20 protein-coding genes are annotated in these 22,097 nt (G+C 57.2%); 15 read left to right on the forward strand and 5 right to left on the reverse strand.

Annotated features, from left to right (window positions below; all coding sequences use genetic code 11):
* Positions 1-18: 18 nt before the first annotated feature.
* Together ACXAET_RS13270 and secA are read right to left on the reverse strand one after the other, a co-directional pair.
* Positions 19-942 (reverse strand): hypothetical protein, encoded by a 924-nt coding sequence (locus tag ACXAET_RS13270; RefSeq protein WP_475185771.1) that lies wholly within the window; start codon positions 940-942, stop codon positions 19-21.
* A 100-nt stretch (positions 943-1,042) separates the two neighbouring features.
* Positions 1,043-3,760 (reverse strand): preprotein translocase subunit SecA, encoded by a 2,718-nt coding sequence (secA, locus tag ACXAET_RS13275; protein ID WP_475185772.1) that lies wholly within the window; start codon positions 3,758-3,760, stop codon positions 1,043-1,045.
* A gap of 176 nt (positions 3,761-3,936) precedes the next feature.
* Between secA and ACXAET_RS13280 the strand changes: the two genes are divergently transcribed.
* From ACXAET_RS13280 to ACXAET_RS13345, 14 genes are all read left to right on the forward strand, one after another.
* Positions 3,937-4,785 (forward strand): peptidylprolyl isomerase, encoded by an 849-nt coding sequence (locus ACXAET_RS13280; RefSeq protein ID WP_475185775.1) that lies wholly within the window; start codon positions 3,937-3,939, stop codon positions 4,783-4,785.
* 5 nt (positions 4,786-4,790) lie between these two features.
* Positions 4,791-6,017 (forward strand): bifunctional glutamate N-acetyltransferase/amino-acid acetyltransferase ArgJ, encoded by a 1,227-nt coding sequence (gene argJ, locus ACXAET_RS13285; protein WP_475185780.1) that lies wholly within the window; start codon positions 4,791-4,793, stop codon positions 6,015-6,017.
* Positions 6,014-6,412 carry an 8-oxo-dGTP diphosphatase MutT gene (gene mutT / locus ACXAET_RS13290; RefSeq protein ID WP_068339728.1) on the forward strand — a complete coding sequence of 133 codons (399 nt, stop codon included), beginning with the start codon at positions 6,014-6,016 and terminating at the stop codon, positions 6,410-6,412. The genes argJ and mutT overlap by 4 nt, the downstream gene beginning before the upstream one ends.
* 171 nt (positions 6,413-6,583) lie before the next feature.
* Positions 6,584-7,357 (forward strand): SDR family NAD(P)-dependent oxidoreductase, encoded by a 774-nt coding sequence (locus ACXAET_RS13295; RefSeq protein ID WP_475185783.1) that lies wholly within the window; start codon positions 6,584-6,586, stop codon positions 7,355-7,357.
* A gap of 365 nt (positions 7,358-7,722) precedes the next feature.
* Entirely contained in the window at positions 7,723-9,696 is a 1,974-nt protein-coding gene (locus ACXAET_RS13300; RefSeq protein WP_475185789.1) for an AMP-binding protein, read from the forward strand.
* 78 nt (positions 9,697-9,774) lie between these two features.
* Positions 9,775-10,593: an ABC transporter ATP-binding protein gene (locus ACXAET_RS13305; RefSeq protein WP_475185792.1), complete on the forward strand. Its 819-nt coding sequence runs from the start codon at positions 9,775-9,777 to the stop codon at positions 10,591-10,593.
* Positions 10,594-10,622: 29 nt separating this feature from the next.
* Positions 10,623-11,609 (forward strand): branched-chain amino acid ABC transporter permease, encoded by a 987-nt coding sequence (locus tag ACXAET_RS13310; RefSeq protein ID WP_475185794.1) that lies wholly within the window; start codon positions 10,623-10,625, stop codon positions 11,607-11,609.
* A gap of 2 nt (positions 11,610-11,611) precedes the next feature.
* Positions 11,612-11,869: a hypothetical protein gene (locus ACXAET_RS13315; protein WP_068339714.1), complete on the forward strand. Its 258-nt coding sequence runs from the start codon at positions 11,612-11,614 to the stop codon at positions 11,867-11,869.
* 3 nt (positions 11,870-11,872) lie between these two features.
* Positions 11,873-12,949 (forward strand): branched-chain amino acid ABC transporter permease, encoded by a 1,077-nt coding sequence (locus ACXAET_RS13320; RefSeq protein WP_475185800.1) that lies wholly within the window; start codon positions 11,873-11,875, stop codon positions 12,947-12,949.
* Positions 12,950-13,021: 72 nt separating this feature from the next.
* Positions 13,022-14,302, forward strand: a complete 1,281-nt coding sequence (locus ACXAET_RS13325; RefSeq protein ID WP_475185803.1) for an ABC transporter substrate-binding protein — start codon at positions 13,022-13,024, stop codon at positions 14,300-14,302.
* Between the two features lie 73 nt (positions 14,303-14,375).
* Positions 14,376-15,209, forward strand: coding sequence for an ABC transporter ATP-binding protein (locus tag ACXAET_RS13330; protein WP_475185805.1), 834 nt, complete (start codon positions 14,376-14,378; stop codon positions 15,207-15,209).
* A gap of 19 nt (positions 15,210-15,228) precedes the next feature.
* Positions 15,229-16,449: a phenylacetate--CoA ligase family protein gene (locus ACXAET_RS13335; protein WP_475185807.1), complete on the forward strand. Its 1,221-nt coding sequence runs from the start codon at positions 15,229-15,231 to the stop codon at positions 16,447-16,449.
* A 117-nt stretch (positions 16,450-16,566) separates the two neighbouring features.
* Positions 16,567-18,231 carry an ABC transporter permease gene (locus ACXAET_RS13340; RefSeq protein ID WP_475185809.1) on the forward strand — a complete coding sequence of 555 codons (1,665 nt, stop codon included), beginning with the start codon at positions 16,567-16,569 and terminating at the stop codon, positions 18,229-18,231.
* Between the two features lie 76 nt (positions 18,232-18,307).
* On the forward strand, positions 18,308-18,658 hold the full coding sequence (locus tag ACXAET_RS13345) for a DUF2794 domain-containing protein (protein ID WP_475185811.1): 351 nt from the start codon (positions 18,308-18,310) through the stop codon (positions 18,656-18,658).
* Here ACXAET_RS13345 and ACXAET_RS13350 read toward each other — a convergent pair.
* The 3 genes from ACXAET_RS13350 to ACXAET_RS13360 all read right to left on the reverse strand — a co-directional run bounded on the left by ACXAET_RS13350 (position 18,655) and on the right by ACXAET_RS13360 (position 21,224).
* Positions 18,655-19,392, reverse strand: a complete 738-nt coding sequence (locus tag ACXAET_RS13350) for a C40 family peptidase (protein ID WP_475185813.1) — start codon at positions 19,390-19,392, stop codon at positions 18,655-18,657. The two genes, ACXAET_RS13345 and ACXAET_RS13350, sit on opposite strands and share 4 nt — an antisense overlap.
* Complete coding sequence (locus ACXAET_RS13355; protein WP_475185815.1) at positions 19,389-20,771, reverse strand: leucyl aminopeptidase family protein; 1,383 nt, start codon at positions 20,769-20,771, stop codon at positions 19,389-19,391. The genes ACXAET_RS13350 and ACXAET_RS13355 overlap by 4 nt, the downstream gene beginning before the upstream one ends.
* A 63-nt stretch (positions 20,772-20,834) precedes the next feature.
* On the reverse strand, positions 20,835-21,224 hold the full coding sequence (locus ACXAET_RS13360; RefSeq protein ID WP_475185817.1) for a hypothetical protein: 390 nt from the start codon (positions 21,222-21,224) through the stop codon (positions 20,835-20,837).
* Between the two features lie 144 nt (positions 21,225-21,368).
* On the opposite strand from ACXAET_RS13360, the gene ACXAET_RS13365 reads away from it, so the two are divergent.
* Positions 21,369-22,019 carry a carbonic anhydrase gene (locus ACXAET_RS13365; protein ID WP_475185820.1) on the forward strand — a complete coding sequence of 217 codons (651 nt, stop codon included), beginning with the start codon at positions 21,369-21,371 and terminating at the stop codon, positions 22,017-22,019.
* Positions 22,020-22,097: the final 78 nt, after the last annotated feature.

The raw sequence follows: 22,097 nt of genomic DNA on the forward strand, positions 1-22,097 counted from the left end.
TCAAGCCTGCCTGCGGATTTAGTTTGCCGCGATTGTCAGGTTTTGGAACAGATTATTCAACACCAGAAACTCACCAGTTCTGGAACAGTCCGGAAAATTCAACACCAGATCGCGTGACTGCAGGCCTTGACCGCCCCGTAAGTCTAGCAGTTGAACATTCAGATCCCTGCCGCAGTTTTCCGGAGTAACTTCGGCCTCGACCGTCAATTCTATCGAACCGGAGCGGTCTGTCTGTGCCGCGGGAAAGGAATAAATTTCGACGTTGCGAGCATCGGCAAACGCGGGCTGAGCCATATGTACGACGTTCCCTGTGCCCTGCGCATCAGCGTCCGATGACACATGACCGACGTCACCATAGCTTGCACCGAATTCCAACGCATGTATTTGCAAGTCGGACTTGCCCTGCCATTGTATGGCAACACGCGAATATTGATCGATGTCCGGCACATGCGTGGTTGCAACGGTTCCTTTCTGGTCCGCAAGTGAGATCAGGAAGATCGCGTATTCCGACAGGGCCGGAACCGTCAGGGACAGTGCGCCATCTTCGTCTGTCATCTCGGTTATGGTCAGACCGCTATGGTGAACTTCGATCCGCTGATTGCCGTGGCAGGGGGCTTTGACGTTCAGCTTCGCGGCTGCGCCAGGTACGGCATACGCCCGGGCGCTGACGCTGCAATCTACACGGTCCGAGGGGGTCGACCGATTTGGCTGCAGCGTCCGTGGCAATGAAGTAGTATGGTCGCGTGTCTCGTAGGCAGGGGTCGAGGAGGTCAGCACAATACCCTCAAGCCCGGAAACATCCGCGTTCTGATCGATGGCAACATCTTCGGGACCCTGCGCGTGATCAGACCACGCAGGAAGTCCATTCTGCATCACGTAACCGATAGCCAGCGCGCAAACGACAGTGCCACCGGTGGTTACGTAGTTCTTTATTACAAACACAACACCCTCCCCAGTTGAAGGAGCGAGTCGCATGTTGATATCGAATCACGGCCAATATGTGGCCGTGAGGGGGACTCAATGTGTCGCGAATGTTTGAATGTCAGATAAGACGCCCGTGGCAATGTTTGAATTTCTTGCCCGATCCACAGGGGCATGGATCGTTGCGCGATGGGTTACCCCAGGTTGAAGGGTCATCTTCGACAAAGCCGGGCCGCGCATCACCCGAGGCCTTGGCCTCAGCCACGGCTTCAGCCTTATCAGCTGCCTGATCAACGGCTTTCTGGGCCTGCGCCTGTTGTGCTGCCATCTGGGCCAGCATCTCGCGCTGTTCTTCTTCTGTAAGAGGACGCACACGAGACAATTGCTGAGTGACGGTTTCCCGCAAGGAATCCAGCATGCTTTCGAAAAGCTGGAAGCTCTCATTCTTGTATTCGTTAAGCGGGTCGCGCTGGGCATAGCCACGGAAGCCAACCACCGAACGCAGATGTTCCAGCGTTAGCAAGTGTTCACGCCATTTGCTGTCGATGGTTTGCAGCAGCACCTGTTTTTCGATGTTACGCATGTTCTCGGGACCAAAGGCCACGGCCTTTTGCGCCATCATTTCGTCTGCGGCTTTGACCAGACGCTCGCGCACCTGTTCGTCATCCACGCCCTCTTCAGCGGCCCAATCCTGAACCGGGGCATCGATGGACAGCTTGTCTTTGATCGCCTCGTACAGACCGTCAGTGTCCCATTGGTCGGCATAGGATTTTGGGGGCATGTACTCGTCGATCAGATCGTCGATCACCTGTTCACGCATGTCCGAGACGATCTCGGACAGGTCATCAGAAGACATGATCTCGCGCCGCTGGCTGAACACGACCTTTCGCTGGTCGTTCATCACATCGTCGAATTTCAAAACGTTCTTGCGCATGTCGAAGTTACGGCCTTCGACCTTGGATTGCGCGCGTTCCAACGACTTGTTCACCCAAGGGTGGATAATCGCCTCGCCTTCTTTCATGCCCAGCGTGGTCAGCACCTTATCGAGCCGTTCCGAACCGAAGATGCGCATCAGATCGTCTTCAAGGCTGAGGTAGAAGGCCGTCCGTCCCGGATCGCCCTGCCGGCCCGAACGGCCCCGCAACTGATTGTCGATCCTGCGGCTTTCGTGGCGCTCAGATGCCATCACGTACAGGCCGCCAGCGGCCAGAACCTTTTCTTTTTCTTCGGCGTGACGAGCTTCTTCCGCGGCGCGCAGTTCTGCCGGGTCGGCTTCGGGGTTTTCGGCCAGCGCCTGCAGAACCTTCATCTCGACATTGCCGCCCAGCTGAATGTCGGTGCCGCGCCCTGCCATGTTGGTGGCAATCGTAACCGCCCCAAGACGGCCCGCATCGGCGACGATCTGCGCCTCTTGTTCATGCTGGCGAGCATTCAGAACATTGTGCGCGATGCCTTCTTTTTGCAGCATCTGGCTCAGCAACTCGGATTTTTCGATCGAAGTGGTGCCGAGCAAAACAGGCTGGCCCTTGCCTTGCGCCTCTTTGGTTTCCGCGATCATAGCTGCGTATTTCTCGGCGGCGGTACGATAAACCTGATCGTCTTCGTCCGCGCGGGCAATCGGTTTATTGGTCGGCACCTCGACGACGCCCAGACCATAGATTTCCTGAAATTCCTCTGCCTCGGTCAGCGCCGTGCCGGTCATGCCGCCCAGCTTGTCATACAGGCGGAAGTAATTCTGAAACGTCACGCTGGCCAGTGTCACGTTTTCCGGCTGGATCGCCACGCCTTCCTTGGCTTCGATGGCCTGGTGCAGACCTTCGGACAGACGGCGACCCGGCATCATGCGGCCAGTGAATTCGTCGATCAGCACAACGTTGCCATCGCGAACGATGTAATCCTTGTCGCGCGTGAACAGCTTGTGCGCGCGCAGACCCTGGTTGACGTGGTGCACGACTGTGGTGCTTTCGGGATCGTAAAGCGAGTGTCCTTCGGGGATCAGCCCGGCGGCAATCAGTTGCTCTTCCAGAAACTCATTGCCCTCATCCGTGAAGGTCACATTGCGGGACTTCTCATCCAGGGTGAAGTGATCATCGCTGAGCGACGGTATCAGGCCGTCAATCGCAGTATACAAGTCCGAGCGATCCTGCGACGGGCCCGAGATGATCAGCGGTGTCCGCGCCTCGTCGATCAGGATCGAATCAACTTCGTCCACGATCGCGAAGTTATGGTATTTTTGGTAAATCTCGGCCAGATCGGCCTTCATGTTGTCGCGCAGGTAGTCAAAACCCAGCTCGTTATTCGTGGCATAGGTAATGTCACAGGCATAGGCGGCCTTTTTCTCGGCATCGGGCTGGCCCGACCAGATGACGCCTGTGGTCATACCGACAGCAGCAAAAACCTTGCCCATCCATTCCGAGTCGCGCTTGGCCAGGTATTCGTTCACCGTGACAACATGCACGCCCTTGCCGGTCAGGGCGTTCAGGTAGGCGGGGAAGGTCGCGACCAGTGTCTTGCCCTCACCCGTTTTCATTTCCGAGATATTGCCCTGATGCAGAAACGCCCCGCCCATCAGCTGTACGTCAAAGGCCCGCAGACCCAACGCACGCTTGGCGCCTTCACGGACATTGGCAAAGGCTTCGGGCAGCAGGGCATCCAGGCTTTCGCCGTCCAGCGCACGTTGGCGTAGTTCGGCGGTCTTTTCGATCAGGCCCTCATCTGACAGTTTCTCGAACTCGGGCTCCAGCGCGTTGATCTTTTCGATCAGCGGGCGGGTCGCCTTGATCTTTCGGTCGTTCGGTGTTCCGAACACCTTTTTGGCGAGCGTTCCGAGTCCCAGCATGTTCACTCCAGCGGATCAGTTCTTGTCTTGGTTGCGACAGGCTTGCCCACCTTGCGCGCAACCCATAGATACGGGGGGTGAAAGGCGGCCCTGTCCAAGGCTTCAAAGCGATGTAAGCGGCAGGTTCCAGAGTGTCAACGCTGTGCCCTGTCGCGGCCAAGAAATAGGATGATTCCATGCCCAAACGCCTCACTTTTCTGCCCTCGGTGGCGCTTGCTGCCGTGATGGCCCTGCCGCTGGCCGCCGAAACAAAACCTGACGCAAGTACCGTGGTCGCGCGTGTAAATGGTGATGAGATCACATTGGGTCACGTCATCGCGACTGCTGCCACTCTGCCTGAGCAATATCAGCAGATCGAGGATGATGTTTTGTATGAACTGATCATCGACCAGCTTATTCAGCAGCAATTGCTTGGCCAGCAGCAGGACGAGTTGACCAGGCTGAACACTTTGGCGCTAGAGAACGAGGCGCGCTCATTACGTGCCGTGCAGACAGTGAATGCGCTGATCGCGGAAAACCTGACCGATGAGGCAATACAGGACGCGTATGACGCGAAATACGCGGATTTCGAGGGCGCAGACGAATTCAATGCCAGCCATATCCTCGTCGAGACCGAAGAAAAAGCCACTGAGCTTAAGGAACAACTGGATGGCGGGGCCGATTTTGCCGAGCTGGCCAAAGAGCATTCCACTGGTCCCTCCGGGCCAAACGGCGGGGAATTGGGCTGGTTCGGGCCCGGTCAAATGGTGCCTGAGTTTGAGGCCGCGGTGATTGCGCTGGAAAAAGGTCAGGTGTCCGCGCCTGTGCAAACCCAATTTGGCTGGCATGTTGTCACTCTGAACGACAAGCGCAAAACCGAAGCGCCTGAATTGGATCAGGTGCGCGCAGAACTGACCCAGACTCTGCAACAGGGCGTGATCCAGGCCCAGATCGACGACCTGACCCAAGCCGCCGAAATCGAGCGCCCCGCGCTTGAGGGGGCCGGCCCCGAAGTGATGCGCCAGATCGAACTGATTCAGGAGTAAACCCCGTGGCGACGATCACAAAGGTTTCCCCGCTGGCACCAGCGGCATTTCCTGACTTGCCCGCGATTGACGGGGTGCGCTTTGCGACTGTTGAAGCGGGCGTACGCTATCAAGGGCGTACTGACGTTATGCTTGCGGTGTTGGACCCCGGAACGTCGGTGGCTGGGGTGTTTACGCGGTCGGCCACGCGTGCAGCCCCGGTTCTGGACTGCCAGGACAAGATCGGCGGGCCATCTGACGGACCGGCAGCTATTCTTGTAAATTCGGGCAATGCCAACGCCTTTACCGGGCATTACGGTCAAAACTCGGTCGCGGATTTGACGCGCGCCGTGTCCAAAGCAACCGGCGTCCCGGTCGGGCGCGTCTTTACCTCCTCGACCGGGGTGATCGGTGAAGCCTTGCCGCATGAGCGTATCGTGACGCAGCTTGACGCTTTGAAAACGGGCCTCAGCCGCCACGCGATCGAGGATGCCGCGCGGGCCATCATGACGACGGATACGTTTCCGAAAGGAGCGTCGGCGCAAGTCGAGATTGAAGGCAAAACAGTCTCTATTGCGGGGATTGCGAAGGGTTCCGGTATGATTGCGCCGGATATGGCGACCATGTTGGTCTACATCTTTACCGATGCGCAGGTCGACCAATCGGCGTTGCAGACGATGTTGTCGGCGCAGACGGATCGCACCTTCAACTGTATCACGGTCGACAGCGATACCTCGACTTCGGATACATTACTGCTGTGCGCAACCGGCGCATCTGGCGTGGACGCAACCGGGAATTCGGCGTTTGCCGAAGCGATGGAACGCGTGATGCTGGATCTTGCGCAGCAAGTGGTGCGTGACGGTGAGGGGGCCACAAAATTCGTAGAAATCCGCGTAACGGGGGCGACTTCGGACGCGGATGCAAAGGTGCACGGTCTTGCCATTGCAAATTCGCCGCTGGTGAAAACCGCCATCGCGGGCGAAGACCCGAATTGGGGTCGTGTTGTCATGGCCATCGGCAAATCCGGCGCTGCGGCGGATCGCGACCTGCTCAGCATTCGTTTCGGGGACATACTGGTGGCCGAAAAGGGCTGGGTCAGCCCTGAGTATCGTGAGGAAGACGCCGCTGCTTACATGAAAGGTCAGGATCTTATGATCTCGGTCGATCTGGGGCTGGGTGATGGCAGTGCCACGGTTTGGACCTGCGATTTGACGCACGGCTACATTCAGATCAACGCGGATTACCGCTCGTGAAAACTGTATTAGTGTCTGCCGTTGCCCTGATCGACGTAGAGGGGCGGGTGCTGCTGGCCCAGCGTCCCGAGGGCAAATCCATGGCTGGCCTGTGGGAGTTCCCCGGCGGCAAAATCGAACCCGGCGAAACCCCCGAGGCCGCCCTGATCCGCGAATTGCACGAGGAATTGGGGATCGACACCTGGGCTTCCTGCCTCGCCCCGCTGACGTTTGCGAGCCACAGCTATGATAATTTCCACCTGCTTATGCCGCTTTTTGCCTGCCGCAAATGGGACGGCATCCCGCAGTCGAAAGAGGGTCAGGCTTTGAAATGGGTGCGGGCGAATGACTTACGGAACTATCCAATGCCTGCAGCGGATGTGCCGCTGATACCCATATTACGAGATTGGCTGTAAAAACCGAAAAGGGCTATTTCGACCAACTGACTGGATGTTGACGTTGGCTGTGCCAAATTTTCGTGCGAACCCTTCAAATTCGTCGTGGACCGCATCAGACCCGCCTATACTGGAGCGACTTGAAGCAGCTGTTGGTATAGCCTGACCCAAAGGCAGGGATTGGGTGGAAAAATGGAAATCTCCGGTGCGATAGCGTTTGTAACGGGTGGCAGTGGAGGGCTGGGCTCTCGTATCTGCACCTGTCTTGCTGACGAGAATGTCTGTATCGCGATTGGTTACAATCGGGGCGAAGAGCGCGCAGAAGAAGTAAGGACCCGCATCAAGGCTGCCGGTGGTTCTGCGATCACCGTTCATATCGACCATACCGATCCGGCTTCCGTTGACTACGCCATATCTGTAATTCTTGCCGAGTTTGGCGCGCTGGACATTGTTGTTAACAACGCGGCCATTGCGTCAGGTGGCCACTCGGTCGCGCTTGGTGATCTTGATGCGTTTACCCCCGAAATCTGGGATGAAATGATGGCCGTGAATGTTAAAGGGCCATACCTTGTTGCGCGCGCGGCTGCTAAACACCTTCGGGCCTCGAAATGGGGTCGCATCGTGAATATTGGTTCCACGCTCGGGCATGGTGACTGGTATCAGGACCGAATATTTGCGCCCAGCAAAGCCTCCGTCGTCCCCCTCACCCGTTTTTTGGCCTCGGCCTTGGCGCCTGATGTCACAGTAAACTGTGTTGCGCCGGGATTAATGGTCGAAACGGCATTGGGGGGTGGTGGACCTACACCTGGCGGCGACAACGAAGGCTATGATATCTGGCGGAGTAGAGCTGCCTTGAAACGCTTCACCGAGATTGACGATGTCGCGTCTCAGGTTGTTTTTCTGTGCAAGTCGCAGACAATCACAGGGCAGAGCATCGGAGTGGATGCTGGCATCCACTTCCGATAGCAAAACAGGCAGCTATCTCTGGACACGAGTTGGCTGACCTTTTTAGGCCCGATTCGGCCATTTGCAATGCCTCGCTTCACGACCCGCTTATCCAACACTTTTGGCTTTGATGCAAAAGAGTCGGTTCCAACCAAAACACTTGTGCGATGTACAGTGGCGCGGTTTTGTTCGCCATTTTCTACATTTTCTGCAGACAGGAACACCCCCCTTTTCTCCTGTTACAATTCGTAAGAATTGAGAAAACATCAGGAAATAGTTGACGCTGATCGTGCAGGCGTTCCTTAATCGGGGCGCTGGCGTCCGGGGGCTTCCTCGGGTCCGCCGTTTCTGGCCAGAGGAGAGGCCGGATTGGGAGGAGAGAAAGATTGGCTCAGACGCAGTCGGGCGCTGAAGGGATCGTTTCCCTTCCTGCGCTGCTACACCGTAATGCGACGCAGTTCGGGGATGCCCCGGCCTATCGGGAAAAAGAATTCGGAATCTGGCAGTGCTGGACCTGGGCGGAGACCGCCGCCGAGGTGCGCGCCCTGGCGCTGGGCTTGCTGGAGCTTGGCGTTGAAAAAGGTGACCACATCGCCGTGATCGGTCGCAACCGCCCGGCACATTATTGGTCAATGGTGGCCGCACAGATGGTCGGTGCCGTACCCGTTCCGCTATATCAAGATGCCGTGGCCGAAGAGATGGCCTATGTGATGGAGCATTGCGGCGCCAAGTACGTGGTCTGCGGCGATCAGGAGCAGGTCGACAAAGTCATCGAGATCCAGGAGAACCTGCATCAGGTCAATCAGATCCTCTATACCGACAAGCGCGGGATGCGGAAATACGACCATACCCAGATGAACGCGCTGGACGACATCATGGCTGAGGGTCGTGCAGGACATCAGCGGTTCGATGCGGAACTGGATAAGCGCATCGCCGACATCACTTATGACGACACCTGCGTGATGCTTTATACCTCCGGCACCACGGGCAAACCCAAGGGCGTTGTGCTGTCGAACAGAAACGTCATTGAAAGCGCCAAAAACTCGGCCGAGTTCGATCACCTGACCCGCAATGAAGATATCCTGTCCTACCTACCGATGGCGTGGGTGGGTGATTTCATTTTCTCGATCGGTCAGGCCTATTGGTGCGGCTTCTGTGTGAACTGTCCCGAAAGCGCCGACACGATGATGACCGACCTGCGCGAAATCGGACCGACCTATTTCTTTGCTCCGCCGCGCGTGTTTGAAACTCAGCTGACCAACGTGATGATCCGGATGGAGGACGCGGGCAAGCTGAAGCAACGCATGTTCCACTATTTCATGGCCCATGCCAAAAAAGTCGGTGGATTGCTGCTGGACGGTAAACCTGTGAGTTTTGGCGACCGGATGAAATACGCGCTGGGCAACATGCTGGTTTACGGCCCGCTCAAAGATACGTTGGGCTATGGTCGTTTCCGGGTTGGCTATACCGCAGGCGAGGCGATCGGACCCGAGATTTTCGATTTCTATCGTTCGCTGGGGATTAACCTGAAGCAGCTTTACGGCCAGACCGAAGCCACCGTGTTCATCACCGTGCAGCCGGATGGCGAAGTACGGGCCGACACGGTTGGCGTTCCTGCCCCGGACGTTGAACTGAAGATCGATGAAAACGGCGAGATCCACTACCGCTCCCCCGGTGTGTTTGTCGAGTATTTCAAAAATCCAGACTCGACAGCGTCGACCAAGGATGCCGAAGGCTGGGTGGCAACCGGGGATGCGGGGTTCATCGAAGAAGACACAGGGCATCTGCGTATTATCGACCGCGCCAAGGATGTCGGCAAAATGGCCGACGGATCAATGTTCGCGCCGAAATACGTCGAGAACAAGCTGAAGTTCTATCCGGATATTCTTGAGGTCGTCCTGTTCGGCAATAGCCGGGATTACTGCGTTGCCTTCATCAACATCGACCTGACAGCGGTAGGAAACTGGGCCGAACGGAATAACGTTGCCTATGCGTCCTATCAGGAATTGGCAGGTCATACCCGTGTGTTAGAGACCATTCGCAATCATGTGGAAGAGGTGAACAAGTCGGTCGCTGCGGACGAGATGTTGTCGGGCTGTCAGGTGCATCGCTTTGTGGTTCTGCACAAAGAACTGGATGCGGATGATGGTGAAATGACCCGCACGCGAAAAGTGCGCCGCGGGTTCGTTGAGACCAAATTCCAGGATATTATCGACGCGCTTTACGACGGGTCGCAGACCATATCGACTACGACTGAGGTGACCTATGAAGACGGTCGAAAAGGGTCGATCAGCGCGACGTTGGAGATTGTGGAAGCGCCGGTCGTTTCAATCGACCAGCGTAAGGTAGCCGCGGAATGAGCGCCGGTCGTGCGCCGCTTGACCTGCGGTCATCGCCCCGCCCACCGTCCCGTTTTTGCGAACACCAAGGAGTGACAGATGCTGGATAACACCGAAGGATATGTCACCGAAGACGGCCGAAAGATCGGCGGTGTGGTGATGGAGATGAAGAACATCACCTTGCGATTTGGCGGTGTGGTAGCGATCAAGGACATCTCGTTCGACATTCGCGAGGGTGAGATCCGCGCCATTATCGGACCGAACGGTGCGGGTAAGTCCTCGATGCTCAACGTGATCTCGGGCTTTTATGTCCCGCAGGAAGGTGAGGTCTGGTTCCATGGGTCAAAGCGCCCACCGATGCGGCCTTATGAGGTTGCGCGTCAGGGGATTGCGCGGACGTTTCAGAACATCGCTCTGTTCGAAGGTATGAGCGTGCTGGACAACGTCATGACCGGGCGGTTGAACTTCATGAAGACGAACATCTTTCAGCAGGCGTTTTGGAAGGGCAAGGCCGAGGCGGAAGAGGTAGAAAATCGCGAGGCTGTAGAGAAGATCATCGATTTTCTGGAAATCCAGCACATCCGCAAGACGCCGGTGTCACGCCTGCCTTACGGGTTAAAAAAACGTGTGGAACTGGCCCGTGCCCTGGCGGCCGAGCCCAAGCTGTTGCTGCTCGATGAGCCGATGGCCGGAATGAACGTCGAAGAGAAAGAGGATATGAGCCGCTTTATCCTCGATGTGAACGACGAATTTGGCACCACCATCGCATTGATTGAACACGATATGGGCGTGGTCATGGACCTGAGCGACCGAGTGGTGGTGATGGATTACGGCAAGAAGATCGGCGACGGCACCCCGGACGAGGTGCGCAGCAATCAAGACGTCATCGACGCCTATCTGGGGGTCAGCCATGACTGAACATCAGACAGACATGAGGAGAGGCGCAGATGCCTGAACAACTCGTTTTCGCGATGGAGGTCATCCTCAACGGCCTGATGGCGGGGGTGCTTTACGCTCTGGTCGCGCTGGGTTTTGTGCTGATCTACAAAGCCTCGGGGATTTTTAACTATGCCCAAGGGGTTATGGCGCTGTTCGCAGCGATGACGCTGGTTGGGATCATGAGTGGTCAGGTGCCCTTTTCGCATTTGATCAACGCTATTTTTGGCACGCATATCCATTATTTTGGCTGGAACGTGCCTGCGCTGTTGGCGATCTTGATGACAATGGGCGTCATGGTGTTTCTGGCCTGGGCCGTCCAACGGTTCGTTATGCGGCATCTGGTCGGGCAAGAGCCGATCATCCTGTTCATGGCCACCATTGGTCTGGCCTATTTCCTGGAAGGTGTGGCCGACCTCATGTGGGGGTCCGAGATCAAGACACTGGATGTCGGCCTGCCACAGGGCATCAACCTGTGGATTGATGAGGCTACCTTCAACATCTTTGGCTATGGTTTCTTTATCGACAATCTGGACATTGTGGCCACGGTGATCGCGGCGCTGCTGGTGGCGGGCTTGGTGGCGTTCAGCCAGTATACCAAACAAGGCCGTGCCATGCGCGCCGTGGCGGATGATCACCAGGCGGCACTGTCGGTCGGTATCTCGCTGAACTTCATCTGGATCATGGTGTGGTCGGTGGCCGGGTTCGTGGCGCTGGTCGCAGGGATCATGTGGGGCACCAAATCGGGCGTGCAGTTCTCGCTGTCGTTGATCGCGCTCAAGGCGCTGCCAGTGCTGATGCTGGGTGGTTTCACCTCAATCCCCGGCGCCATCGTTGGTGGTCTGATCATCGGCGTGGGCGAGAAGCTGTTCGAGTTTGCCATCGGCCCGTTGGTTGGTGGCGCGACCGAGAACTGGTTTGCCTATGTGCTGGCTCTGATCTTCCTCGTATTCCGGCCACAGGGTCTGTTTGGCGAGAAGATCATTGAGAGGGTCTAGCCGTGCAGAAATTGATCGCCATCATCAACGTGGTTGCGTGGGCGGGGTTCTGGGCCTTTGGCTACATCGCACTCACCTCGGACGATCTGACCGACAGCCAACTGGTCGTGGCCGCGATTCTCGCCTTTGCGGGGCTTGTGACCGGGGTACTGGCCTACATGAAACTGGTGCGCAGCTCCGAGGCGAGCGGATACGCCAAAGGTTCGAACCAACTGGATGCCGAAGCGCGCAACCGGGCGCAGCAAGAGTGGGAGAAGTAAATTATGTTCTACCGTGAGGCCGGGGATTTCAAAACCTCCTACATTGATGACAGCCAAACCTTTCCGATCAAGTTCGACCGATATCGCTACTATATCGTTCTTGCCGTGGCCTTTGGGATCATCCCGTTTTTGATGAATGACTATCTGGCCAACGCGCTCCTTTTGCCGTTCCTGATTTATGCGATCGCTGCGATCGGTTTGAATATCCTTGTGGGATATTGCGGACAGGTCTCGCTGGGTACTGGTGGCTTCATGGCTGTTGGCGCTTATGCCTGCTACAAGCTGATGACGGCCTTCCCGGATGTAAGCATGTTCATTCATGTGATCCTTGCGGGCGGAATTACCGCAATCGTCGGCGTACTGTTCGGCCTGCCGAGCCTCCGGATCAAAGGGTTTTACTTAGCGGTGGCCACGCTGGCGGCGCAGTTTTTCCTGGTGTGGTTGTTCAATCGGGTTCCGTGGTTCTACAACTATTCCGCCTCGGGCCAAATCAACGCGCCGGAACGGGACGTGTTCGGTATCATCATCACCGGTCCGAATGCTCCGGCTTGGGCGACTTATCTGTTCTGCCTGATCTTCCTTACCATATGCGCCGTCATCGCACGCAACCTGACGCGGGGCACAACGGGGCGGACCTGGATGGCAATCCGCGATATGGACATTGCGGCGGAAATCATCGGGGTGAACCCGCTCAAGGCTAAACTCACCGCGTTCGCTGTCAGCTCGTTTTTTGTTGGCATCTCTGGCGCGTTGTTCTTCTCGGTATACCTTGGGGCGGTCGAAGTCGGAGAGGTGTTTGGCATCCAGAAGTCATTCCTTGTCCTCTTTATGATCATTATCGGCGGGTTAGGCTCAATCTTCGGCTCATTCGCCGGGGCGGCGTTCCTTGTAACCCTGCCCGTGGTGCTCAAGGTTGTCGGAGCGGACTGGCTGGGATGGCCCACTGATATCGTAGCCCATCTTCAGTTGGTGATCGTGGGTGCATTGATCATCATGTTCCTTGTCCTTGAACCACATGGCCTTGCGCAATTGTGGCGGTTGGCAAAGGAAAAACTCAGACTCTGGCCGTTCCCGCACTAGGCGCGGCCCAATCAGATAACGGGTGTAAAGCCCGACCCACAACATCGGATCAATCAAGGGAGGATACACCCGATGAAATTGAAACTGGCAACCATGGCGCTGGGCGCCGTAATGGCCGCAGGGCCGGCATTCGCCGATCTTGTGATCCCGGACCTGAGCTATCGCACCGGCCCGTACGCTGCCGGCGGCATCCCGTTTTCGGACGGCTATAACGACTATTTCACTCTGTTGAACGAGCGCGATGGCGGCATCGGTGGCGTTCCCGTTCGCATGGTCGAATGTGAAACCGGCTACAACACCGAAAAAGGTGTCGAATGCTATGAATCAACCAAGGGTGAAGGCGCACTGGTTTATCAGCCGCTGTCGACCGGTATCACCTATCAGCTGATCCCAAAAACCACCGCGGACGACATTCCGATGCACACGATGGGATATGGCCGGACCTCGGCCAAGAACGGCAGTGTGTTCAGTCATACGTTCAATTATCCGGCAAACTACTGGGATGGTGCATCCGGCGCGGTCAACTATCTGCTGGAAGAAAACGGCGGCGACCTGAGTGGAAAGAAAATAGCGCTGGTCTATCACAACTCTGCCTATGGTAAGGAACCAATCCGCACGCTGGAAGAGCTGTCGGCGAAGCACGGCTTTGAACTGGTCGCTCTGCCGGTGGATCACCCCGGTCAGGAACAGAAATCTCAGTGGCTGCAAATTCGACGCGATCGTCCGGATTATGTCCTGATGTGGGGCTGGGGCGTGATGAACCAGGTCGCGGTACAAGAAGCTGCCAACATCCGTTATCCGATGGAAAACTTCATCGGTATCTGGTGGTCCGGGGCTGAACATGACGTGATGCCCGCTGGTGATGCGGCCAACGGCTACAAAGCTCTGACTTTCCACAATGTTGGTACGGATTTCCCGGTCTTCGACGACATTCAGAAATACGTCGTGGATTCGGGCAAAGCGGCCGGCGCCGGTGATCAGGTGGGTACGGTTCTGTACAACCGTGGTCTTTATGCCGCGATGCTGGCGGCCGAAGCCATCAAGACTGCGCAGGAAATTCACGGCACTGCAGAGATTACCCCTGCGATGATGCGCGATGGAATGGAAGCGCTGGAGATGACCGAGGCCAAGATGACCGAGCTGGGTCTGCCAAACTTTGGTCCGGAGTTCGCTGTCAGCTGTGACAATCACGGCGGTGATGCTCTGGTGGGCGTGACCCAGTGGGACGCGGCCAGCAAGACCTGGAGCATGATTTCCGAGTTCAAGCAGACGGATAGCGACGTTATCGGCCCGCTGATCGCCGAGGATTCGGCGGCCTACGCGGCGGAAAACAACATCGAACCGCGCTGCTGATAGGGCGCTTTTGAACACCGGGGCGGCGGACGGCGCCGCCCCGCACACCACACTCGCTTGAGGATATGCGCAGATGCTGGATGCGGCTCAAAACACCGAAGTTCAGGCGGAAACTCTGCTTGAAGTCAATAATATCGAGGTGATCTACAACCACGTTATCCTTGTTCTCAAAGGGGTCAGCCTGACCGTTCCCAAAGGTGGCATCACTGCGCTGCTGGGTGGCAACGGAGCGGGCAAAACAACGACACTTAAGGCCGTGTCGAACCTGCTGCACTCGGAACGCGGCGAGGTGACAAAAGGCTCGATCAAGTATCGCGGGACCAGCGTGCATGAAAGCGACCCCGCTGACCTTGTTGAGAAGGGCGTTATCCAGGTTATGGAGGGCCGCCATTGCTTTGAGCATCTGACGGTTGAGGAAAACCTGTTGACCGGCGCCTATACTCGCAAAGATGGAAAGGCTGCAATCCAGCAGGACCTTGAACTTGTTTATACGTATTTCCCACGCCTGAAAGAGCGCCGCAGGTCACAGGCGGGATATACCTCGGGCGGTGAACAGCAGATGGTTGCGATGGGCCGTGCTTTGATGTCGCGACCCGAAACGATCCTGCTTGACGAACCCTCGATGGGGCTTGCCCCGCAGCTTGTCGAAGAAATCTTCGGTATCGTTAAGGATTTGAACGAGAAAGAGGGCGTATCGTTCCTGTTGGCCGAACAGAACACCAATGTCGCCCTCAGGTTCGCGCATTACGGCTATATCCTGGAATCGGGCCGCGTGGTCATGGATGGGCCGGCCGCTGATCTGCGCGAGAATGCGGATGTAAAGGAATTCTATCTGGGCATGTCTGACGAGGGGCGTAAAAGCTTCCGGGATGTGCGTTCGTATCGCCGCCGCAAGAGATGGCTGTAAGCGGATGGAGGATCAAACCATGACCACTTTCTACGATGCGCTCGAGACCCGCTCCGCCGATCAGCGGGCTTCGGATCAGGCGAAGGCTTTGAAGGTTCAGCTTCAGCGGGTGCAGTCCGCGCCGGGCTTCGAGGCGCATCTTGCCGGGGCGGATATTGGCCAGGTTTCTGAAATTGCAGATCTTCAAAAACTGCCGGTTCTGCGCAAGGCGGATCTGGCGCAGGCGCAGGCGACCCGCCCTCCGTTCGGGGGGTTCACGGTCAAGCCAGCGCGGCATTTCCATCATGTGTTCCAATCCCCCGGCCCGATCTATGAACCGGGCAGCATTGATCCAGACTGGTGGCGTATGGGGCGCTTTTTGCATGCGGCCGGTGTTGGTCCCGGCGATATTGTCCATAACTGTTTCGGCTATCACCTGACGCCGGCAGGCATGATCTTTGAAAGCGGTGCGCGTGCGGTGGGGGCCGCAGTGCTGCCTGCTGGCACGGGCCAGACAGAATTGCAGGTCACGGCCGCGCGTGACGTGGGCTGTACTGCGTATGCTGGCACGCCGGATTACCTGAAGGTCATTCTGGACAAGGCCGATGAGATGGGCGTGTCGCTTAACTTCACCTCGGCGGTTGTCGGTGGCGGGGCGCTTTTCCCGTCATTGCGACAGGAATATGCTGACCGGGGAATCTCATGCCTGCAGTGTTACGCAACCGCCGATCTGGGCAATATCGCCTATGAAAGCCCTGCAATGGAAGGGATGATCATCGACGAACACGTTATTGTCGAGATTGTCACCCCCGGAACCGGTACCCCCGTGGCCGAAGGAGAGGTGGGCGAAGTTGTCGTAACCTCGTTGAATCCTGACTATCCGCTGATCCGCTTTGCAACCGGAGACTTGTCTTCGCTCATGCCGGGTCAATCCCCGTGTGGACGCACGAATATGCGGATCAAGGGCTGGATGGGCCGGGCTGACCAGACCACCAAGATCAAAGGAATGTTTGTCCGGCCCGAGCAAGTGGCTGCATTGGTCGACAAACACGCAGAGATCGTGAAGGCCCGCGTCATCGCATCGCGGCAGGGTGAGATGGACGCCATGACCGTTCAGATCGAAAGCTCTGGTGGTGATGATGCGGCCTACGTGAAGTCCGTGGTTGAGGTTCTGAAACTGAAAGGCGCGATTGAGGTCGTAGCCCCTGGCACTTTGCCAAAAGACGGATTGGTGATCGAGGATCAGCGCGTTTACGAATGAATTGATCACGGGCTGCGGCCTTTTGTGGCGTAGTTTTCTTGCTCAGCCACTGGCTTTTCCGAGCGTTTTGGTCGAATAAAGGCAGGCATTCTGCGTTTGCCTGTCACGATCGGAACCATGGCCGATATCGAATCTTTAGAACAAAGACCGCGTCATCGCGGCGTGTCAGGCACGCGGTTTCTGGCGACTGCGGCCTATCTGGTGGCTGGTGCGTGCCTGTTGCCGATGGTGGCGGTCTTCCTGGCCGCAGTCACCGGTGGAACAGACACGATTTCGCATCTGTTCGAGACTGTGTTGCCGCGCTATGTGAAGACGACCTTGATACTGGTCGTGCTTGTGGCCGTCGGCACCTTGGCCATCGGTGTGGGCGCAGCTTGGCTTGTCACGATGACCCGGTTTCCCGGTGTACGTTTCTTTGAGATCGCCCTTGTGCTACCGCTTGCTTTTCCAGCCTATGTTCTGGCCTACGCCTATACGTTTGTGTTGGATCACCCCGGCATTGTTCAGTCCACCTTGCGCGACGTGACCGGCTGGGGGCCGAGGGACTATTGGTTCCCTGAGATCCGTTCGACCGAGGGTGCGGCTTTGATGCTGATCCTGGTCCTTTATCCTTATGTTTATTTGCTGGCCCGCGCAGCCTTTTTGCAGCAAAGCGCCAGTGCGTTCCTGGCCGCCCGAGCGCTTGGAAAAAACCCGCTACAGGCATTCTGGACCGTTTCGCTCCCAATGGCGCGCCCGGCAATTGCTGGCGGCGTATTGTTGGCGATCATGGAAACCATCGCGGATTTCGGCACAGTGGCTTATTTCGGCGTACAGACTTTTGCCACCGGTATCTACGCCAGTTGGTTTTCGATGGGGGATCGCGCCGCTGCTGCGCAGTTGGCGTTGTGCCTATTGGGCTTTGCGTTGGCGCTGGCCGTAATCGAAAGAACGCAGCGCGGTAGGGCAAAATACTATCAGGCCGGTAAGAGCCACGCCTCGCTGCCGGTTGCGCAATTGACGGGGTGGAAATCTGGAATGGCGATCAGCCTCTGCGCTGTCCCAGTGTTGCTGGGCTTTTTACTGCCGGTTTTCATTCTGGTGGAGATGGGATTGGAGTCAGAGCAGAACCTGCTCTCGCGCCGCTACATTGGGTTTATCCAGAACTCGCTGACGCTTGCCGGAACCGCGGCGGTGGTCACTGTAAGTGCCGCGATCTGTGTTGGCTTCTTTCAGCGTTTGCGTCCCGGACGGGGATCCGCAACTGCCGGGTATTTGGCGCGGTTGGGCTATGCAGTGCCCGGCGGAGTGATTGCTGTAGGTCTGCTGGTGCCTTTTGCCAGCCTCGACAACGCCTTGGACTCCTGGATGCGGCAAACTTTTGATATTTCGACCGGATTGCTGTTGACGGGTTCAATCTGGTTGCTGGTGGCGGCTTACATGGTACGCTTTATGGCTGCCGCGCTGAGCGCCTATGAAGGCGGACAGAGCACAGTTCACGCCAATATGGACGCGGCCGCACGATCATTGGGGCAAACACCGCTGGGTACGCTACGCCGGGTTCATCTGCCAATACTGACGCCGTCGCTGCTGACTGCGCTGCTGATCGTTTTTGTTGACGTGATGAAGGAACTGCCCGCTACGCTGATCATGCGGCCGTTCAACTTTGATACTTTGGCCGTTCAGGCGTATCGTCTTGCTTCAGATGAGCGTTTAGAGGGCGCGGCAGTGCCGTCTCTGGTCATTCTGGCGGTGGGGCTTTTGCCCGTGATTTTGATCTGTCGACAGGTCGGTCGTCGCTGAGGCGTGATGGGCCAAAATATCACACAGCTGCGTGCTCGGGCTTGATTCGAACGCGTTTTCCGGCAAGGCTGGTTCTATGAACATGCAGCCTCCAAGCCGGTTTTCTGCAAATTCGGCACAGATGCCCGTCGCGTTTGACCGGCGCGAGATGTCCCATATCCTGTCCGTCTATGGCCGGATGGTCGCCGCCGGGGAATGGCGCGATTATGGTATTTCCAACCTGCGGGACATGGCCGTTTTCTCCATCTTTCGACGCACTGCTGAGCATCCGATTTACCGGGTCGAGAAGCACCCGCGTCTGCGCCAAAGGCAGGGGATGTATTCAGTCGTCGGCATGGATGGCCGGATACTGAAACGCGGCCACGATTTGCGGACGGTGCTTCGGGTTCTGGAACGCAAGCTGATCCGATCCGTTGACCTTGATTAGAGCCGTTTGTGCGACGTAACCGGCCCGTCGCCTTGTTTATCAATTCTGGCTATCGCCTGGTCCATAGGCTCGAACGTGACATCCATATGATAGGCGTTTGCGTGCAACAGCATGTTGTCGCCATAGACCCATGCAACATGACCTTTCCAGAACAGCAAGTCGCCGCGTTTCGGCTTCGTGCCAGCAGGAAGGACCTTGCCCAATTCACGCTCTTGATCCCCGCTATCGCCGGGGCAGGCTAGCCCACAGGCCAGCAGTCCGGCCTGTACCAGACCCGAGCAATCCAACCCAAGCCGGCTGTTGCCGCCCCAAAGGTAGGGTGTACCCAAAAACAACTCTGCCACGGCCACAGGATCCGAAAACCGCGTTTCACGGCGCTTGGCGTGTACGGAAGGGATGAACCCGAGTTCTGTTTCCAGAAACCTGCCCTGTTCCGACAGAACCTGCACCCTGCTGCCGAAACTCAGCGATATCCGGTCGGGGCTTTTCATGTCCGGCTGGGCATAGGCATGAGTTGCAGGCGCTGTGATCCAGTGCGTGTCGGATACTTCTGCACCCAGTTGATCTGAGGCGACCCACCCCGTGTAACCATCCTTGTCTGCGATGATCCGGCTCCAACCATTCTGCGTTTCGGTCACGTTCACGGCGTCACCAAACAATAGCTGCCGGTCTCGCGGGCCGTCTGGACTGCGCAGCAGGTTGACCACGGGGTTTATGATGCGCTTGCGGTTCATAGGTTCAAAATCCCCGGCAAGGCGGTCAGAAGGGCGCGCGGACCTTGGCCAAGACCACCTTTACTGCGCCCCGGTGCTTTGCGGGGTTGCCATGAATAGATGTCAAAATGCACATAGCGGCGTTTCCCAACAAAACGGCGCAGGAACAACGCGGCAGTGATAGACCCCGCGAACCCGCCCAATGGCGCATTGTCGAGATCGGCGATGCCGGGCTCTATCATAGTCTCGTAAGGGTCGTGGAAGGGCATCCGCCAAACCGGGTCCGCAGCCTTCTGCCCGGCTTGCATCAGTGCTTGGGCGGCAGACTCATCGTCAGTGTAAAACGGCGCAAGATCGGCACCGACCGCCACCCGCGCCGCGCCGGTCAGGGTGGCCATCGAGATCACCAAATCCGGCTCGCCCTCATCCGCCAGCGCTAGTGCATCTGCAAGTACGAGCCGGCCTTCGGCATCTGTATTGTTGATCTCGACCGTCAGACCCTTGCGCGATGTCAGGATATCGCCGGGTCGAAACGCATTTCCGGCCACTGAATTCTCAACCGCTGGTATCAGAACCCGCAGTTGAAGCGGCAAGTTCATCGCCATGATCATTTGCGCCAGACCCAGCACGTTCGCTGCCCCGCCCATGTCCTTCTTCATCAGGGCCATGGAGTTTCCGGGTTTCAGATTCAAACCCCCGGTGTCGAAACATACACCTTTGCCGACCAGAGTAAGTTTGGGACCAGAGTTCCCCCAATTCATCTCAATAAGGCGTGGGTCCTGCGCGGCCGCGCGACCAACTGCGTGAATCATTGGCAGATTCTGATCCAGCAGGGTTTGCCCCCGTACCACCTGGCAAGAGGCACCGAAGTCTTGCGCTAACGTCTCCACGGCGGCCTGAAGCTGATCTGGCCCCATATCCGCCGTTGGTGTGTTGACCAGGTCGCGTGTCAGCGCCTCGGACCGGGCCAGTATCTCGATCCGTTTGGCATCAATGCCGTCGGGTGCGACAAGGCGGGCCTTGGCCGGGGACTGCTTGGCATAGGTATCGAAGGTATAACCCGTCAACAACCAGCCCAAACACTCAGTCTCCAGCGCGTCCGCAGGTACACCCGACGCGATTTGATAATTCCCTTCAGGCAGCGCCTCGGCCGCGGCGGCCAGAGGGAAACGCTTGCGCCTGCGGATTGCGGGCTTGCCATAACCCGCGACGGCAAAACTAGGCGTTCCATCCGGCCCAGGGACAAGCGCAACCTGACCGAGTCGACCTGTAAAATCACAAGATTTCAGCCAATTAGTCAACGATTGCGGCTGATCATTCAGCCAGTCGTCCAGATCGGGTTGCGCAATGACATATAGCGGCAGTGTCGGATCAGAAGGCGAAGCGAAGGACAGGGTCATAGAGATCTCAGTAAGTTCGATTTGCGCCCAGCCTAACCACCCACGGCCCGTCCGCAAGCCCCGTTAAATGGAAAGGTCCTGCTGATCCCAGATCACCGTCAGAGATTTCTCCCCGACGCGGATCAAACGCCACAGGGTAGCACCGGTCGCCACCGCATCCCCAGCATCGACGGATTGCGCCACATCCCCCGCAACGCGGGCCAACGCGACCATACCGATCTGTTCGGCGATTGCCACCAGCGAGCGGGCGCATTTCCTGAGACCGGCCCAGTCGCGCTGCCGCCAGAACCTTTCGCAATTCGACAGCCGAACGGCCAGTTCTTCGACCGTGCGGCACAGTACATCCAGTGCGTCCTTGTCGCCCATCTGTCGATAAAGCCCATTCAGCCGATCCGGATCCAGCCGAACGGTTTCCTTGTGTTCAAGCGTGAGTATATTATCCACCACATTCACCCTAATTCTTTACGCCCCCACGGCATAGGGCGACATTGGCGACAAATTCCTTTGCAAAACCTTGCCTTCCGACCGCAAAATTGCTCGAATTTTTGACGAATTCAGGCTAGAGCGACCGGCAAAGACTGATCAAGGGACAACTTTATGGACTATGCCAAACCTCTGCCGTCCTATCTGGTAAAGCGGTATCATGGTTGGAAAGCCACCACTTACACGGAAAATCAGGTCTGGTATCGGCGTCTGGCCACCGAGGGGCAGCGCCCGCGCGCGATGGTAATTTCCTGCTGCGACAGCCGGGTCCATGTCACCTCGATCTTTGGCGCAGATCAGGGTGAGTTTTTTATTCACCGCAACATCGCCAACCTTGTTCCGCCTTACGCGCCCGATGGTGATCACCACGGCACCAGTGCGGCGATCGAATATGCGGTCACCGCGTTGAAAGTGGCGCATCTGATCGTGTTGGGACATTCGCAATGCGGCGGTGTGCAGGGATGCATCGATATGTGTACGGGCCACGCCCCTCAGTTGGAAGCCAAGGAAAGCTTTGTTGGCCGCTGGATGGATATTCTGAAACCGAAATACGCGCTGGTCGCCGATATCGAAGATGCACATGAGCAAGCGCGACAGTTTGAGCGTTACGCCGTCGTTGCTTCGCTTGAGAACTTAATGACCTTCCCGTTTGTGTCTTCAGCAGTGCAAGACGGTTCGCTCAGCCTGCATGGGCTGTGGACCGATATCGGCGAAGGTGGTCTGCAATGCTATGACCCGCACAACAAAAGGTTCGAGGCTGTCTGAATGACGGGTACATGATAGGTCGTCTCAGTCCAATCGACGCCGAAGAACTTGACCGGTACATAAAAACCCCGCCGAAAA

The sequence above is a fragment of the Ruegeria sp. AWH4_226 genome, assembly GCF_056159225.1.

Excerpts from the sequence above, each read along its gene's own strand:
- secA (WP_475185772.1), bottom strand. The coding sequence starts at position 3,760 with ATGCTGGGACTCGGAACGCTCGCCAAAAAGGTGTTCGGAACACCGAAC.
- ACXAET_RS13305 (WP_475185792.1), top strand. The coding sequence starts at position 9,775 with ATGCTGGATAACACCGAAGGATATGTCACCGAAGACGGCCGAAAGATC.
- ACXAET_RS13340 (WP_475185809.1), top strand. The coding sequence starts at position 16,567 with ATGGCCGATATCGAATCTTTAGAACAAAGACCGCGTCATCGCGGCGTG.
- ACXAET_RS13320 (WP_475185800.1), top strand. The coding sequence starts at position 11,873 with ATGTTCTACCGTGAGGCCGGGGATTTCAAAACCTCCTACATTGATGAC.
- ACXAET_RS13365 (WP_475185820.1), top strand. The coding sequence starts at position 21,369 with ATGGACTATGCCAAACCTCTGCCGTCCTATCTGGTAAAGCGGTATCAT.
- ACXAET_RS13280 (WP_475185775.1), top strand. The coding sequence starts at position 3,937 with ATGCCCAAACGCCTCACTTTTCTGCCCTCGGTGGCGCTTGCTGCCGTG.
- ACXAET_RS13335 (WP_475185807.1), top strand. The coding sequence starts at position 15,229 with ATGACCACTTTCTACGATGCGCTCGAGACCCGCTCCGCCGATCAGCGG.
- ACXAET_RS13310 (WP_475185794.1), top strand. The coding sequence starts at position 10,623 with ATGCCTGAACAACTCGTTTTCGCGATGGAGGTCATCCTCAACGGCCTG.
- ACXAET_RS13325 (WP_475185803.1), top strand. The coding sequence starts at position 13,022 with ATGAAATTGAAACTGGCAACCATGGCGCTGGGCGCCGTAATGGCCGCA.
- ACXAET_RS13330 (WP_475185805.1), top strand. The coding sequence starts at position 14,376 with ATGCTGGATGCGGCTCAAAACACCGAAGTTCAGGCGGAAACTCTGCTT.
- ACXAET_RS13350 (WP_475185813.1), bottom strand. The coding sequence starts at position 19,392 with ATGAACCGCAAGCGCATCATAAACCCCGTGGTCAACCTGCTGCGCAGT.
- ACXAET_RS13355 (WP_475185815.1), bottom strand. The coding sequence starts at position 20,771 with ATGACCCTGTCCTTCGCTTCGCCTTCTGATCCGACACTGCCGCTATAT.
- ACXAET_RS13295 (WP_475185783.1), top strand. The coding sequence starts at position 6,584 with ATGGAAATCTCCGGTGCGATAGCGTTTGTAACGGGTGGCAGTGGAGGG.
- ACXAET_RS13345 (WP_475185811.1), top strand. The coding sequence starts at position 18,308 with ATGAACATGCAGCCTCCAAGCCGGTTTTCTGCAAATTCGGCACAGATG.